This window comes from Enterococcus sp. 5B3_DIV0040 (genome assembly GCF_002140755.1).
Classification (GTDB): Bacteria; Bacillota; Bacilli; order Lactobacillales; family Enterococcaceae; genus Enterococcus_D; species Enterococcus_D casseliflavus.
The window spans coordinates 2,265,763-2,280,017 of sequence record NZ_NGLC01000001.1 but is presented as its reverse complement, the minus strand read 5'-3'; the positions used below and the strand labels follow the sequence as shown (position 1 = coordinate 2,280,017).

17 protein-coding genes are annotated in these 14,255 nt (G+C 40.2%); 15 read left to right on the top strand and 2 right to left on the bottom strand.

All coding sequences use genetic code 11. The features are described 5' to 3' along the window. A partial coding sequence (locus A5883_RS10725; RefSeq protein ID WP_176323974.1) for an IS110 family transposase occupies nucleotides 1-226 on the bottom strand: 226 nt, incomplete at its 3' end. 602 nt (nucleotides 227-828) lie between these two features. On the opposite strand from A5883_RS10725, the gene A5883_RS10720 reads away from it, so the two are divergent. The 12 genes from A5883_RS10720 (at nucleotide 829) to A5883_RS10665 (ending at nucleotide 10,916) form a co-directional block, all read left to right on the top strand. Continuing rightward, on the top strand, nucleotides 829-1,101 hold the full coding sequence (locus A5883_RS10720) for a hypothetical protein (RefSeq protein ID WP_254907836.1): 273 nt from the start codon (nucleotides 829-831) through the stop codon (nucleotides 1,099-1,101). An 18-nt stretch (nucleotides 1,102-1,119) separates the two neighbouring features. Then, the gene (locus tag A5883_RS19155) at nucleotides 1,120-1,338 is read left to right on the top strand and encodes a hypothetical protein (protein WP_086338524.1); all 219 of its coding nucleotides are present in this window, start codon (nucleotides 1,120-1,122) and stop codon (nucleotides 1,336-1,338) included. A 3-nt stretch (nucleotides 1,339-1,341) separates the two neighbouring features. Next, nucleotides 1,342-1,728 carry a TcpE family conjugal transfer membrane protein gene (locus A5883_RS10710; protein ID WP_086338523.1) on the top strand — a complete coding sequence of 129 codons (387 nt, stop codon included), beginning with the start codon at nucleotides 1,342-1,344 and terminating at the stop codon, nucleotides 1,726-1,728. Further along, nucleotides 1,725-4,253 (top strand): ATP-binding protein, encoded by a 2,529-nt coding sequence (locus A5883_RS10705; protein ID WP_086338522.1) that lies wholly within the window; start codon nucleotides 1,725-1,727, stop codon nucleotides 4,251-4,253. Before A5883_RS10710 ends, A5883_RS10705 begins: the two co-directional genes overlap by 4 nt. 13 nt (nucleotides 4,254-4,266) lie before the next feature. Then, on the top strand, nucleotides 4,267-6,438 hold the full coding sequence (locus tag A5883_RS10700; protein ID WP_086338521.1) for a CD3337/EF1877 family mobilome membrane protein: 2,172 nt from the start codon (nucleotides 4,267-4,269) through the stop codon (nucleotides 6,436-6,438). Nucleotides 6,439-6,461: 23 nt separating this feature from the next. Next, nucleotides 6,462-7,382 (top strand): conjugal transfer protein, encoded by a 921-nt coding sequence (locus A5883_RS10695; RefSeq protein WP_086338520.1) that lies wholly within the window; start codon nucleotides 6,462-6,464, stop codon nucleotides 7,380-7,382. A gap of 62 nt (nucleotides 7,383-7,444) precedes the next feature. Then, nucleotides 7,445-8,470, top strand: coding sequence for a glucosaminidase domain-containing protein (locus A5883_RS10690; protein WP_441316249.1), 1,026 nt, complete (start codon nucleotides 7,445-7,447; stop codon nucleotides 8,468-8,470). Between the two features lie 364 nt (nucleotides 8,471-8,834). Next, nucleotides 8,835-9,023 (top strand): hypothetical protein, encoded by a 189-nt coding sequence (locus A5883_RS10685; protein ID WP_086338518.1) that lies wholly within the window; start codon nucleotides 8,835-8,837, stop codon nucleotides 9,021-9,023. A 47-nt stretch (nucleotides 9,024-9,070) separates the two neighbouring features. Further along, nucleotides 9,071-9,370 carry a DUF3850 domain-containing protein gene (locus A5883_RS10680; protein WP_086338517.1) on the top strand — a complete coding sequence of 100 codons (300 nt, stop codon included), beginning with the start codon at nucleotides 9,071-9,073 and terminating at the stop codon, nucleotides 9,368-9,370. After that, nucleotides 9,354-9,947 (top strand): EF0163 family protein, encoded by a 594-nt coding sequence (locus A5883_RS19455; RefSeq protein ID WP_254907835.1) that lies wholly within the window; start codon nucleotides 9,354-9,356, stop codon nucleotides 9,945-9,947. The genes A5883_RS10680 and A5883_RS19455 overlap by 17 nt, the downstream gene beginning before the upstream one ends. A 268-nt stretch (nucleotides 9,948-10,215) precedes the next feature. Beyond that, nucleotides 10,216-10,734 (top strand): hypothetical protein, encoded by a 519-nt coding sequence (locus A5883_RS10670; RefSeq protein ID WP_086338516.1) that lies wholly within the window; start codon nucleotides 10,216-10,218, stop codon nucleotides 10,732-10,734. Then, complete coding sequence (locus A5883_RS10665) at nucleotides 10,719-10,916, top strand: hypothetical protein (RefSeq protein WP_086338515.1); 198 nt, start codon at nucleotides 10,719-10,721, stop codon at nucleotides 10,914-10,916. Before A5883_RS10670 ends, A5883_RS10665 begins: the two co-directional genes overlap by 16 nt. A gap of 238 nt (nucleotides 10,917-11,154) precedes the next feature. Here the strand turns inward: A5883_RS10665 and A5883_RS10660 are convergent, their stop codons facing one another. Continuing rightward, on the bottom strand, nucleotides 11,155-11,388 hold the full coding sequence (locus tag A5883_RS10660; protein WP_086338728.1) for a hypothetical protein: 234 nt from the start codon (nucleotides 11,386-11,388) through the stop codon (nucleotides 11,155-11,157). 111 nt (nucleotides 11,389-11,499) lie between these two features. Here A5883_RS10660 and A5883_RS10655 point away from each other — a divergent pair, with 111 nt between their 5' ends. The 3 genes from A5883_RS10655 (at nucleotide 11,500) to A5883_RS10645 (ending at nucleotide 14,231) form a co-directional block, all read left to right on the top strand. Next, complete coding sequence (locus A5883_RS10655; RefSeq protein ID WP_176323972.1) at nucleotides 11,500-11,733, top strand: helix-turn-helix domain-containing protein; 234 nt, start codon at nucleotides 11,500-11,502, stop codon at nucleotides 11,731-11,733. Nucleotides 11,734-11,834: 101 nt separating this feature from the next. After that, nucleotides 11,835-13,904, top strand: a complete 2,070-nt coding sequence (locus A5883_RS10650; protein WP_086338513.1) for a BglG family transcription antiterminator — start codon at nucleotides 11,835-11,837, stop codon at nucleotides 13,902-13,904. Nucleotides 13,905-13,928: 24 nt separating this feature from the next. Further along, nucleotides 13,929-14,231: a PTS sugar transporter subunit IIB gene (locus A5883_RS10645; RefSeq protein ID WP_015509266.1), complete on the top strand. Its 303-nt coding sequence runs from the start codon at nucleotides 13,929-13,931 to the stop codon at nucleotides 14,229-14,231. Nucleotides 14,232-14,255 lie beyond the last annotated feature (24 nt).

The window sequence follows — 14,255 nt, the reverse complement described above, 5'->3', positions numbered from 1 at the left end:
AAAAACCCGCATCGGTAAGCCAATGAGCGACAGGCTCGTGATAGCGTCCAGTGTATTCCAAGACGATTCTAACTTCTCCTTCTAGGTTTGAAAGAGAATGAATGAAGTCGTCGATGGCACTAGAAGTATGACAGAGTTCAAAGGGACTAGAGATCACTTCACCGAAAGGTCGGAGAATCGAAACAACACTTTTACCTTTAGCAACATCAATACCTACTGCGTTCAAGACAATCAGCTCCTTCAGTTTTGTCGCAATGGAAAGCCAGCGTAAACACATTGCCGATTCAATCTACTGGGGTGTGACACGAACGTACTGGTAAACAGCAGTTCAACCTGCATAAAACGAACGCTGTGAATGAGCAGCTGGTTGGCAGACTTAATCACGGACGCAAAGTCCAAGGAGGAATATGCCCGACCATTGCCCTCTCATTTTAACAGCTTAAGCAACATGATAGATAAAAGGGATTACTAATGGGATTAGTAGTACCTTATAACCTATAAATATATTGTAGTAGGAGGAATGTAAACGTGTTTATGACGGTGGCGGATCGATTGAAAGCGTTAGGCTTTTATCCGTTGTCCATGGGACATTATCAGTTGTATATTTTGGACTTGCCTCCCTAGTGTTTGGTTGGTGATTGAGGGCAATTACGAACCAAAACAAGGGAAGTTTTTCTATGATTTTTATTCGATGCGTTATGACAAGTCAACAGGGGAAACGTTTAACTATTGTGTCATGCTTTCGCATGTTCCGGTTCAAGTCATGGTTCGTAAAGTAGAAAAACAGGTGAGAAATTTACGTCAAAAGAAAGGCAGGTGAAAAAAAGAATGTCACCGTTGTTTTGTTTGTTATTAGGAATAATGATCGGTTTTTATCTCGGATTTCGTTATGGTGGGACAAGTTTATTTGCGCAAAAAGACCAGGTACGAGCCATTTGTAAGAAATTTAGTTGTAAGAGCAATGAATTCACGTATTTTTTAGAAAATGATTCTGGCGATTATATTGTCAGTCTGCATAACGAAGAATATCGGGTGAAATTTTCATTGTCTCGGCCAACGCAAATTGTCTTTTGTCAATCCGTAGAACGAGTAGAAGGATAGAAGAAAGGAAGAGAAGAAATGAATTTTTTTCAAAATGTATTTACAGACTTTGTCGGCGATTTCAAGTATTTGATCATGTTGGCCATGCTTTGTGCTGCGGCTTATATTGCCTTTGAACGCAAAGCCAGTAAAGCAGTCCCATTGATCCTTGTATTGGCGGTGGCTGTTTGGTTAGTCGGGGATACGGCAGGTGTATTCGATTGGATTTTGGAACGGATGCAATCCTGGGGGCGGTAGTGAATGGAAAAAGTACGCAATTGGACGAAGATCTGGAAAGTGGAACGTGTGTTCTATAAGTTATGGGACAACGTTGCGCTTCCTCGACCAGTTACGCAAACATTCGGCATTTGGTTTGCGATTGGTTTCGGGTGTGGCTTGTTTCGGATTCCGCCGTTCATGATGGAACACACCATTACTCGCCAAGTATTTTGTCCATGGTTATTCGCATTTTTAATGACCCGCAAACAATTTCAAGGAAGGAAGCCATATAATTATTTGGCTTCTTTCTTATTGTTTTGTGTTCGACCAAAACATTCGTTTCATGGACAATTCACCAAAAAGCCTGAAAAGAAACCATTTGAACGAAAAGTGACATGTGTGGCACGGTATAGGAGGGAAACAAGTTGAAGTTGCCAAAAGTGGTACCAAAGGTACCGTTTAAGTATTTAGAAGAAAACTTGATTTTTACAATTGATGATCGCGTGTATGCCTATTATGAATTCCCAGCGTATTCGTATGGATTTGTTGGGGAAGATCAAGCCTTTCAAATTCAGTTGAATTTGATGCGTTTGTATCGTCAAAGCCGGGTTCCTCATATGCGATTGTATTTTTGTACGGATGAAGAACGGCTCGAAAAAGCGATTGTGGATTCAAAAAAAATGGTTCGCTCAAAGGGTGAACTAAAAGAGCTAGCGTACCAACATTTAGATGGTGTACAAGAGATTTTAGAAGAGATGCACGGACAATATGTTCGAAATGTTCGGTTCTATGTAGGTTTTGAATTAGTGGCAGAAGGGGAAAACAAAGAAGAGAACAGCCTGTTACGAGAAGCTCGTTTAGGGTGGAAAGACTTTTTTCACCGGTCGAATGTGGGTTTATTCGGCGGTTTTGAAACAATCGCAAACGAAAAGATTGAACGTTATTTGCGTTTAGAAAAATTGTTATTCAATCGAATTGGCAAATATTTTCGTTTGCGAAAAACGACTCCACAAGATGTGGTGTACCTAGTCGAACATTTAGAAGGTAAAAAAGACCAAGCGTTAGAAGAAGTTAGCGAAGTATCTCGTGCTTTTGAGGAAGAAAATAAGACCTATTTGTATGAATACGATGCATTGAATTTATCTAGTGCAGGAAAACAAGAAGAAAAAACGCATTTGGTCATGACGCAAGGCATGGACGAAGAATACGTGTCATATTTAGCTTTGTCGCGAATGATCCGTGACTTAGCTTTTCCATTTCAATCGGAGGTCTTGTACTACATTCAATCTGATTTAGACTTTTCAACGGATGTCTCGATTGACGTGGAACGTTTAGACAATCGCTCGGCGTTATCGAAAGTCCGGGCAAAGAAAAGTGACTTGGACGATATTTACGAAAGTGGGGCTTCTGTTGGAAGAGATACAGGAAATATGGTTCGGGAAGCTTATGAAATGGCCAACGAGTTAGAGGAAGGATTAGAAAACACGCGTGAGGACATGTACCAAATTTCGTTTGTGACCCGGGTGGCGGGACAAACAAAAGACGAAATGGTAAAGCGTGTCAGTGATGTCCGGGCGTTTTACGAAGATTATGGCATGTATTTAGAAGTGCCATATAATATGCAGCTGTTTTTACATTATGAATGTTTCCCGGCAGGTCAGCGAACGATCGAAGATTACCGCCAGTTTGTCGGCGCTGATTTTTTGGCTAGTTTAGGCTTTGGTGCAACGCAACAATTAGGGGACGGTTGTGGCATTCCGATTGGCTTCAATGCAGAAACAGAAAAGCCGGTCTTTATCCAACCGTGGTTAGCGGCACAAGGGGTCAAAGGTTCGATCACAAATGCCCTGGCAAAAGCCTTGATTGGCTCGTTGGGCGGCGGGAAGTCATTGACGGAGAATTTGTTATTGTTTTGGTCGGTGCTGTTTGGGGCGTTGACGTTTTGTATTGATCCAAAATCAGAACGGCGCAATTGGGCACAGGATTTGCCTTTCTTTGCGCCGTATTTGAAAGTGGTGAATATTATCAACGATTCAGAAAATATCGGTTTGTTGGATCCATTTTCGTTAATGGAAAAACAAAAGGATCAAGAAAGTTTGGCATTGGATATTTTGACCTATATAACCGGTGTCAGTATTCGTGATGAAGAACGTTTCCCATTGTTACAACAAGCGGTGAAACAAGTGTCAGAAAGCAATGGTCCGAAAGGACTACTTGTAGTGATTGCTTATTTGAAGGAACGGGAAGATTCGGTTTCACAAAAGTTAGCGAAGCATTTAGAAAGTTTCAAAGAATTATCGATTGCTGGTTTGTTATTCGGTGATGGGACGAATGACAAAGGCTTGAGTTTTGATGCGAAATGCAATGTGGCATTAGTCCAAGATTTGACGTTGCCGGATAGCGAAACACCGGCAGAAGAATATAATTCCTCTGAGATTTTGAGTATTGCCATTATGATGTGTTTGGCGACCTACGTGTTAGATTTTATCAAGTTGGATCGTAAAATTTACAAAGCAATTGGTCTGGATGAAAGTTGGGCGTGGTTGAATGTCTCACAAGGGAAGATCTTAGGAAATAAATTGGTTCGTGCAGGACGTTCGATGAATGCAGGCATTGACTTTTCCACGCAAAGTACGTCCGATTTAGGGGACGAAAAAACGAAAAACAACATTGGGTTGAAATTCATTTTTCGTTCGAATGATCGAGACGAAGTAGTCAAAGCGTTACAATTTTGCGGTGTGAGTGTAACAGAAGAAAATATCCATAAAGTGATGTCGTTAGAAAATGGGCAATGTTTGTTTGTGGATATTAAAGGCAATGCAGGAATTTTGTATGTGTATTATTGGTTTGAGGATGTGTTTCATGCCTTTGATACGCGCCCACCATTGGATGAATTGGAAGAAGAGGAACCATACGAAGAACAGGCAATAGAAGTTTTACCAGAAGAAAGTTAGGAGTGAGAAAAAAATGAAACAACAGCTTTGGTTTTGTTTAACTCGCAGAAAAATGGTTTGGATTACTTTACTTTTGGTGTTGCTTTTGTTTGTCTGTTTTCCTTCTTCTTCAGAAGCGGCTGGTTGGGTAAAAGAAAGTGTTGGCGGCAAAGATGCCCTTTACAATTTCGAAAAATACCCATTAGACAATTATAATTTAGATTTTTACGTGGACACTTCTTGGAACTGGCTCCCTTGGAAATGGGGCGAGGGCATTTCAGAAACAGTGATTTACGCGATTTTTGCGATCACAAATATTTTTTGGATGTTAAATGTGTATCTTTGTTATTTCTTAGGTTTTGTGGTGCAAGAAGCGTTTGAATTGGATTTTATTTCTGATATGGTGGATTCATTAGGAAAAACGATTCAAAGCATTGCAGGAATAAGCAGCTCGGGTACGACGTTGTCAACGGGTCTGGTGCCTATTTTTGGCGGGTTGTTAATTGCGTTGGCTGGTTGTTCGGTGGTGTATCAAGCAGTGGTGAAACAACGCCCGACACAAGCGATCCAACAAGCAGTCACGTTTTTGTTTACGTTTATTTGTTGCGGGGTGTTTTTCATGAATGCAGGTACTTATTTAGACAAAGTAACCACCGTACAACAAGAGATCAACACAGAAATGTTAGATATTGCAGAAGGCATTTTACCAGGAAAAGCGAAGAAAGGCTCGCCAACGAAAGCGATTCGGGAAAATCTCTTTTCGATTCAAGTGGAGGAACCGTGGAAGATTTTACAATTTGGAGATAGCGATACAAAGAAAATTGGTCAAGAACGGATAACGGCATTGTTGAAAGAATCTCCGTATTCAGAAGACGAGGAACGCAACCAGGCCGTTGAAAAAGAAGTAACGGATCGTAAGAATGGTAATTTGTCAGTCCAAAAAGTTTATTTGCGTTTTGGCATGGTCTTTTTAGTCCTGGTCGCAAACATAGTGATCGGTTTGAGTGTGGCGATTCTAACGATTGTGTTGATTGCCTCTCAGGTGTTGTTTTTGTTATATACTGGTTTTTTACCGGTGGCAATGATTTTTTCGTTGTTTCCGGGTTCTAGTCGGATTTTAGGGACTGCGTTACAAAAAGTATTTCAACTGTTGTTTACTAAAATGGGCATTACATTAATTATGACCATTATTTTTTCATTGAGCCATGAATTGAACGATTTGACAAAAGACAAAGGCTATATTTGGTCAAGTTTTTTACAAATTACGTTATGGTTTTCAGCGGCAACGCGTGTCAATGAATTGTTAGGTTTTATGCGCATTGGTGGCGCAGAGACCCGTGCGGCAGATCGAACAGGCCGCTTTGTACGTGGCATGTTATTAGGAAGCTTAAGTCGTGGTTTAACTCGTCGAGTAGCCGGGGGTATGGCTGGTGGTTTAGGCGGTATGGCATTGACGACAGCTGCAGTGCCTGGTATGAAACGTTTACGTCAAGGAACAACGGCAACGGTACCGTTTATGGAACGTGTCGGCAGCAAAGTTTCTGCGATACGAGAACTGCCGAAAAATGTATCAGGCAAAGTAGATCAGGTGAAACGCGCGGTTCAGAATGCGCCGACGAATGCAAGGTATAAAGGATATGAAATGCGCCAGAATTATTTAGCAGGACGGATGCAAGAAGAAAATCGGCAAGGGAAACAGCGACAATTGGCTCAGCAGCGGCAACAAAATTTGTACGAAGCCCGCAAGGGTGTGTTAGCAGATGCTCAAAAGAACAGACAAAACCAAGTAGCTCGCCAAATGGCTCATGCAACAAGACAAGAACGAAGTGTAAAAGAACCGTTACAAAAGAAAACAGCAGCGACAGCTCCAATAAATCAAAGAGCAACCATTGGTAAGAAAGTTTCTTCAACGGTAAATGAACAAAAAGAAGCAAAAGTACCTTCTATTACTCGTGCTTCTGCGGTTTCTTCTGCAAGAAACAAACCGTTTGAGAAATTCTCAGGCACGGTGCCAAAAGCGACTTCTATGGGTTCAAAAATACCAATGTCGCAGGATTTAGGAAAAGATCAAGAGACCGAGAAACAAAGAATCAAACAATCGGCGACGTTGGCTCGACCAAGATCTTTTGTATTTGATCGCGAGTTTTCGAAAGGGCAAGATCGGTTACGTGTAAAGAAACAAGGAAAAGAAACGAAGAACAAGTGAAGAAATGAGATAGGAGGAGGACGATGCGTTTAGGAAAACGAAAAAAAGCCGAGCTAGAAAGAAAGGGACAGCCCACAAAAATAGAAAAGAACCGCTGGAAACAGGAAAGCTATAAGGGAGCGCGTAAACGGCGGTTCCTTTTTCTTTTAGGTTGGGGGTTTTTGATTTTTAGTGTCGGCTTTGGCATATACAATAATTTTACCGCGCGTGATGTGCAGACAATCCATGAAACAAAAGTGATTGATAAGCAATTGAAGGATTTGTCTGGTATTGAAAATTATGTTAAAAATTTTGCGACATTGTATTTTACGGTACAAGAACAATCAGATACTTCTCGTGAGAAAGCATTGGAAGGCTATATTGCAGAAGGTGTACGGTTAGACAATGAATTTGACAAAGAATTGACACGAGCAATTCAAGTGAAACAAGTGACTATTTGGGACATAGTAGAACACGAAACGAAAAAAGAGACGTATGTGGTAACGTTTCATGTGGTGTTAGGCATGGACAAGCAAACGAAAGAGCGTGCCTATACGATTGAAGTGTATCGAAAGAACAACCAGTATGCGGTAGTAAAACTCCCGATTTTGGCAAGCAATATCAAAAAAGCACCGTTGGAAGTAGAGGACGAATTCAAGTCAACGAGTGTAAAAGCAGAGGAACAAGAAGCATTAGAGAAATTTCTGCAAACATTCTTTGTGATTTATCCGAAGGCGGATCAAGAAGAATTGAAATATTATGGGGAAAAGATTGCGCCGATTCGTCAACCATTGACATTTGTGGAACTGAAAGAGGCACAATTTGCCGTAAAGGATAATCAAGTGAATGTACAATGTGCGGTAGTTTATCAAGACCAGGAAACGAAATTGCGATTGACCATGAACTATGAATTAGCATTACGTACTATTGGGAAAGAAAAGTATGCGATTGAGGCGATTCACTAATGAAAAAGATCATTGTGTTGTGCGGAGTGATGATGGTGAGTTTGGTTTTGTTAGTGGTTTTCATGGCTGGTGGGAATAGTACTTCAACAGGAAGTGCTTCCACTGGTTTAGCCTTAACGTTCAACGGGGAGTATACAGAAGACTTACCGATGTTTAAAGAAATCAAAGGCCGAGGACCGATCAGTGACGAACACGCACAAGCGGCAGTAGGAGCAGCGGTGAAGTATCGTTTATTACCGAGTGTGATTTTGTCTCAATTAGGGTATGAATCCGCTTATGGACAATCTCATTCTGGGAAAAGTGATTTGAATTTCTTTGGCATTACCTGGTTTCCTGGTTGTCCCTATCCGCAAGGATCCGCACGAGGGATTGGCGGGTCAGAAGGTGGGCATTACATGAAGTTTCCAAGTTTGAAAGCTTGTTATAGCTATTATGGATTTATGGTTGCCACACAAAACAATTTCAATCAATGTGTAGGCAATAAAGATCCTGGCAGTTGTCTATTAATCTTAGGGCGTGGTGGCTATGCGGCGGCAGGGATCACAGAAGGCAGTGCGTACTATCAAGGCGCAATGAGTATTATAAAGTCCTACAACTTAACGGAATATGACGATTTTGCGATCAAGCATTGGAATACACTACCAATCAAAAGTACCGCAATTGCAGGCAAGAGTAAAGGTAATGCGAAAGTATTAGACAGTGTGATCGGGCAAACAGTGAACAATGGCGAATGTTATGGCGGTACAGCATGGTATGTGTCTCAACTAGGTGGGCCGCAGATGATGGGTTCAGGTCATATGTACGCTATGTATATTGGAGAGGATTACAATTGGTCTTCCTATGGGTGGCAAGTAATCATGAATCCTAAGCCAAGTGACTTACAAGCTGGGGATGTGATCAACTGGCAAGCAGGCGGTGCATTGTCTCCAGGAATTTGGGGGCATACAGGCATTATCACGAATGTGTCAAACGGTGGCCAACATTTCTCAACAGTGGAGCAAAACGCCGAGCAAGGTCGGATCATGGCGCGGTATCAACGCACCTACAATCAAACCAAAATTCGAAGTCTGGTTCGTAAGGTGAAATAAAACTAGAATAAGGGAAGTGAGTAGATGGATTGGTTGCTTTTGTTCAATTGGTTTGTCTTTTTGTATATTGTTATTGTGTTCTGTTGTGGCGTTCCTAACACCAAGCACCGTTGGCTAAAGGTGCTTTTTGATTTGGTAGGGTTAGCTTTGATTGCGATAGATATTTTTTACATTTTAAAAAATTAAATTTTGTTGTGGAGGATTGCCTGTATTAATTGTTTGAGAAAGAAAAGGAATTCTTTTGTTTTCTTTAGATTTAGGCGCCCTTTTTGTTTTTTGGATCTAATAATAGAGAGGATAATTGAATGATTTCTATTATATGCATAACGGATCTCCATAAATAAAAAAAGGATGATGAATACGTATGGGTGAATATTTTGCACGTTTTCTTCTTGTTTTGCTTTATGGATCAATGATTAGTCTTTTCGCAATGAGAGAAGTAAAACAAGAGAAAGGACAATTAAGAACGATTGACCAAGTATTTATTTGTATCAAAGCATTTTTTGTGGTTGTTTGGTTTGATGTTTGTGTTGGATTTTTGAATTTATTATAAATAAAAATAAACTGACTGAAAAGAGAAAATAAAGGAGTGTGAAAAACATGGTTCATGAACTAAAGATCCTTCCTAAATTTTTCAAAGCAGTAACAAGCGGTGAAAAGCAGTTTGAGATCCGTAAAAATGACCGAAATTTTCAGGTAGGCGATTTAGTGATTTTACGTGAATGGATCCAAGGGACATACACAGGTAGTAGTTATTATGCATGTATTACCTATGTAACGGTTTTTGGTCAGCCACCTGGTCAAGTGGTATTTGGATTTCGACCAGTTGTAAATGATTGGGTACGAGCGAAATTAGATGATCGGATGATGGCAGAAAAAAGTTGTGGGAAATCTTTTTAAGACTTTTAAATGTTTTTTTACAAAAAGGCAGGTGAATGGAGTGCTAAAAAAAGGAATGATGTTGCTAGTTAGTTGTTTGTGTTTGATTGGACTTTCTGGTTGTGGTTGGTTTTCTTCAAAAGAACAAACAACACAAAGAACAACGACAGAAGAAACGATTGCAAGTGCGGAAGATATTGAGACTTTTAGTGAAGAAACAACCGAAGGGTTTATTAGTGAAAGTCAATTAAGCCAGGCAAAAGAAGCACAAATTGATGAGACGACAAAAAGTTTTTTAAAAGACTTTGCCAGAAAGTGGAGTAATTTCACGGATGTGTACAAACGCAATCAAGCAGTACGAGAATACATGACGGAACGTTGCATTCAAGACAATAGTATTGATGTGGACCCACATGTTCAGATAAAAACAACTGGTAAACTTCACCAAATGACACAAGATGTAGACAACCCGGATCAGTATTTGTTATTTGGGGAAGAACACGCAAATGAGGTGACACGTTTTGTTTTATTACAAGTAAAGGTAGTGGAACAGAAAATTGATGCGATCAAAGTGTATTATGTTCGAAGTGCTTATTAAATAACTGTCATTTTTAAATAAAGTTAAAAGCGACAAGAATTGTTAACAATGTAAATAACGGTCATAAGAGTAATTATACCGTGAAAAAAGCAAAAAGAATAGACTGTTTTTTCGATGAAAGATATGCCATACTCCATTTGTGAAGATTGTTACAAAGCGGAAAGGAGTAAAACAAAAAGCGGGAAAAATTAGCTTTGGGAACAGCGGATCAAAAGAAACGATCAATTTCTATATACAAAAGAATACAAATCTTGAGGAGGCAAGAATCATGTCCAAAATAACAAAGCTTTTTGCTGTGTTAGGTGTCTTGTTACTAGGGTTTAGTGTATTAGTTGGTGCTGGGACAAGTGTATATGCGGCTGAAGAATTGAAGGAAAAGCAAGAGTTTTATTCTTCTGAAGAAATAAAACAATTAGAAGCGGATATTGACTTTTTCTTAAATGAAGCAGCGATTACAGATGTTAAAGGAAATATTGTTGATTTTGATTTCGATTTGGTTTATGCGCGTTACGGTCAGTTGTCGGAATTGATGCAACTTGAGAAGATAATTTTTGTAACAAATAGTCAGCGTGCAAGTGCGAAACAGTGTGCGATTAATGCGATTCAAGATACTTTAGGTGTTTCTGCAATTCAAGGGTTAATTAGTGGTGGAATTGTGGGATTGCTTCAGAAAAAAGCGGCTGCTGAAATTGCAAAATTAGTAGCGAAATATGCGTTTAAAGGTTTGTTGCCTGCTACAGCAGCGGCTTCTTTGATTTGGAGTTTTGGTAGGTGTATGTGGTTTTAAAAATGTTGAAAAATAAAAAGATAGTTATATTTGTTTTGTCATTTGTTAGTGTTTTTTTCTCAACTTTAATTTGGTATGGCATAAAAGAGCAACGATTTTATGCAAATTTGGGTGATTGTGTTGCAATAGCGTTAATTGCTGCAATATTAGCTACATTAACCAGTTTTTTTATCGATAAGTAAAGGGATTAGTCAAAGTAGAAAGACATAGGTAAAGAATTATCTATGTCTTTTTATTTGGTGTATTGTGTCTATTAGATCGATGATGACACATAGAACGGTAAGAATAAGCAAAGGGATTGTAAATAGTTTGTTTGTAATTAGATGAAATGTTGTATTGATTAAATAAAATAGGTAAATAACAATTCTGCTTATTTGGAAATAAGAAGTTGTTTTCATAGATGATTTTTCACCACCTTTTTTATTTTTTGTGTGGTCTTCTCCCCCATATTTCAATAATAGGGGCGCTTTGTTGGTTGGCGTATTCGGTTAATTTAATTGCGTAAGCAAGATTGAGTTTTTCAACTGCTCGATCTCCGCTTTTTAATTTTTCAATGGTTGATTTTGTAATTCCTGTTTCTCTGGCAATTCGATTACTTGTTTGTGCGGCTAAAATTCGTCGTATTTTTTCGATGTCTGCGATGCCTTTTTCGATTTTTTCCATGATTTTTCCCTCCTATTTTTTGAGCATTCTACAATGCAAGTATACCATCAAAAGCCACATTGTGGTATGCTTTTTCTAAAAAAGAAAGAAGGGGAGGCTTTCTTGAAAAAATACACACATTTGACCGATATTGAGCGTAATGCGATTGCGTATTATTTGAATCAAGGATTGAATTATTCTGAAATTGGCCGGTTGCTCGATCGAAACAATGCGACCATTGGCCGAGAAGTGAAACGAAATTCGAAAGAAAATGGACAATATGAACCTGCTTATGCGCAAGCTTCAGCTGAGGAGCGGCTTTCGTCTAGAAAGACATGTGAAAAATGCCTATTTTGAAATAGAAGCGTTTACATTTTTGCAAACTAAAGTGGCAGAAACATCTACTTTTTTTGTTGTAAGCGAAATCATATACTCAAATCAGAGAAGGAGAGAAAGTTGTGAAAAAAAGAATCGTAGATGTTTTGCATCGCCTGTTGGTGACTGATTATCCACTATCCATCGAGCAACTGGCAGAAGAGACCGCAGCCAGTGGGCGGACGATCCGCAATGATTTGAATGAGATCAACACGTTTCTTGCTGACTTACACATCGGACCGATCCAAACCCTTCGAGGAAAGGGCATCCTTTTGAAACTGACCTCGAAACAGCAAGCCATCGTTTGGCAGGCATTACACGCACAACAGTCGGAATATATGACCCGTGAAGAGCGGAGTTTTGATCTGCTGCTGCATCTGACATTTTCAAAAGAGATCCTGGTGTTGAATAAAAAAGAAGAAGCGTACCAGATATCAAAAAGCAGCATGGATGAAGACATGCGCCGTTTGCGGGCGGACATCAATAAATATGGCATTGAGATCATCAGCCTAGGAAAAAAAGGACTGCGGTTGAATGGATCGGAACGAGCGATTCGGACGATGATTTTTGACATCATCAATCAGCGGATCGGTAGGTTGCCACTTGATAAACAGACCCCAGATTTAGTCTTTACGAAATTGCTTTATCGCTATTTGCCGCAAAAAGAAATCAAACAGATCCAACAAGTGATGCAAGCAGTGTTGCCGCCAAATCAAAATGAGTTGTATAGCAGCCAAATCTTATTGTTTACCGCCATTTGGCTGATGCGTATCAGAATGAAGGAATTTATCACTCGCATGAACTGGTCTACTTCCAGCAATCAGCTCCAAGGGTCAGCCTATATCCAGGCGATCGCTGAAACCTTTTCGATCCAGCCACCAGAAATCGAAGTCAACTATCTTTCTTTCATCATCGAGTCACTAAACTTTAAAGATTTGTCCAATTCCATCGAATGGGCGCATGCGCAACTTTTGTCGCTGCAGCTGATTCAATTTGTCGAATGCCAAACGAAGATCCCTTTTAGTAAAAAGGAAGAAGAGCTGTTAGAGGGATTGTATAAACATATGGCCGCGCTGATCGTTCGAGCCAAAAGCGGCATTCAAGTACCCAATCCGATCAAAGAGACCGTTCGCAAAAATTATGGACAAATCTACCAAGCCGTCAAGGGCTTCGCCCCCACGATCGAAGAGATCGTCGGTCAACCACTATCAGAAGATGAACTGACATTTCTCGTGATCCATTTTTCTACAGCCCTAAGTTCATTGAACCACGAAATCATTACGAGCTATAAGGCGGTCGTCGTCTGTAACCATGGAATGGCAACCGGCAATCTGCTGGCAGCCAGCCTCAAGGAGAAGTTTCCAGAAGTAGAAGTTGCGGCAGTCTTGAATTCACAAGAAGTCAATTTGATTACGAAATTCGATGTGGATCTGGTTTTTTCAACCTATGAGATCGATTATCGAGAAAAGCCGGTATTATTGATCCCACCGATCATCAATGAAGAAAACCACCAAGTGATCCGCCGTTTCTTAAACAACAATGAACAATTCAAGCGGATCGCCTTTGACCAAAAAAATGCCACGCTGTTCTTCAATCAGTTGCTTACAGTGATTGAAGAAAGCGGCGGGACAGTCGATGCTGTCGCCTATCGCAAATTGACACACTTGTTTGAACAAAATCAATTAGCCATTAATGCAAGGGAGATTCAGCCAATGTTAAAAGATGTTTTATCCGCTAATCATATTCAATTAAACGTTCCTGTTCAAAATTGGGAAAAAGCCATTGAACGCTCTGCGCAGCCGCTACTAAAAGAACAGATCATCGAAAAACGCTATATCGAGGCAATGGTTGCGGCGGTGGAGGAATACGGTCCTTATATCGTCATTGGCAAACATTTGGCGCTGGCGCATGCACGACCAGAAGATGGCGCCCAGCAGCTGGGTGTGAGTGTCCTCACCTTGGCACCGCCAGTCGCATTTGGCAACCCAGAAATGGACCCCGTCAAAATCATTTTTTGCTTGGCTGCGGTGGACTCCTACTCTCATCTTGCCATCATGAAGGAATTGATCGAACTGATCAATGATGAAGAAAAAGTCACGCAGTTGCTGGCTTGCTCTACGATTGAAGCGTTTCAATCATTGCTATTTTCATAAAAAACAAGAAAAGGGGAAAAAATCATGAACAAATTATCGATCTTATTCGTATGCGGTGCAGGTCTTGGCAGCAGCTTTGCGGCTCAGATGTCAACAGAAGATGTCTTAACGAAATTAGGAGTGGAGGCGAAATTGGATCATGTCGATATCTCATCAGCGGTATCAATGAAACCAGACATCATCATTACGGCAGAGAATTTCCGAACGCAATTTGAAAAGTTTGCCTTGGACCCGACAACCGCAATCATTTATTTACGCAACATCGTTTCCAAACCAGAAATCGAAGAAAAAATCATCCCAGTATTAACGGAAAAAGGCGCACTGTAAGGAAGAGGCATGACGAAGGGAGTT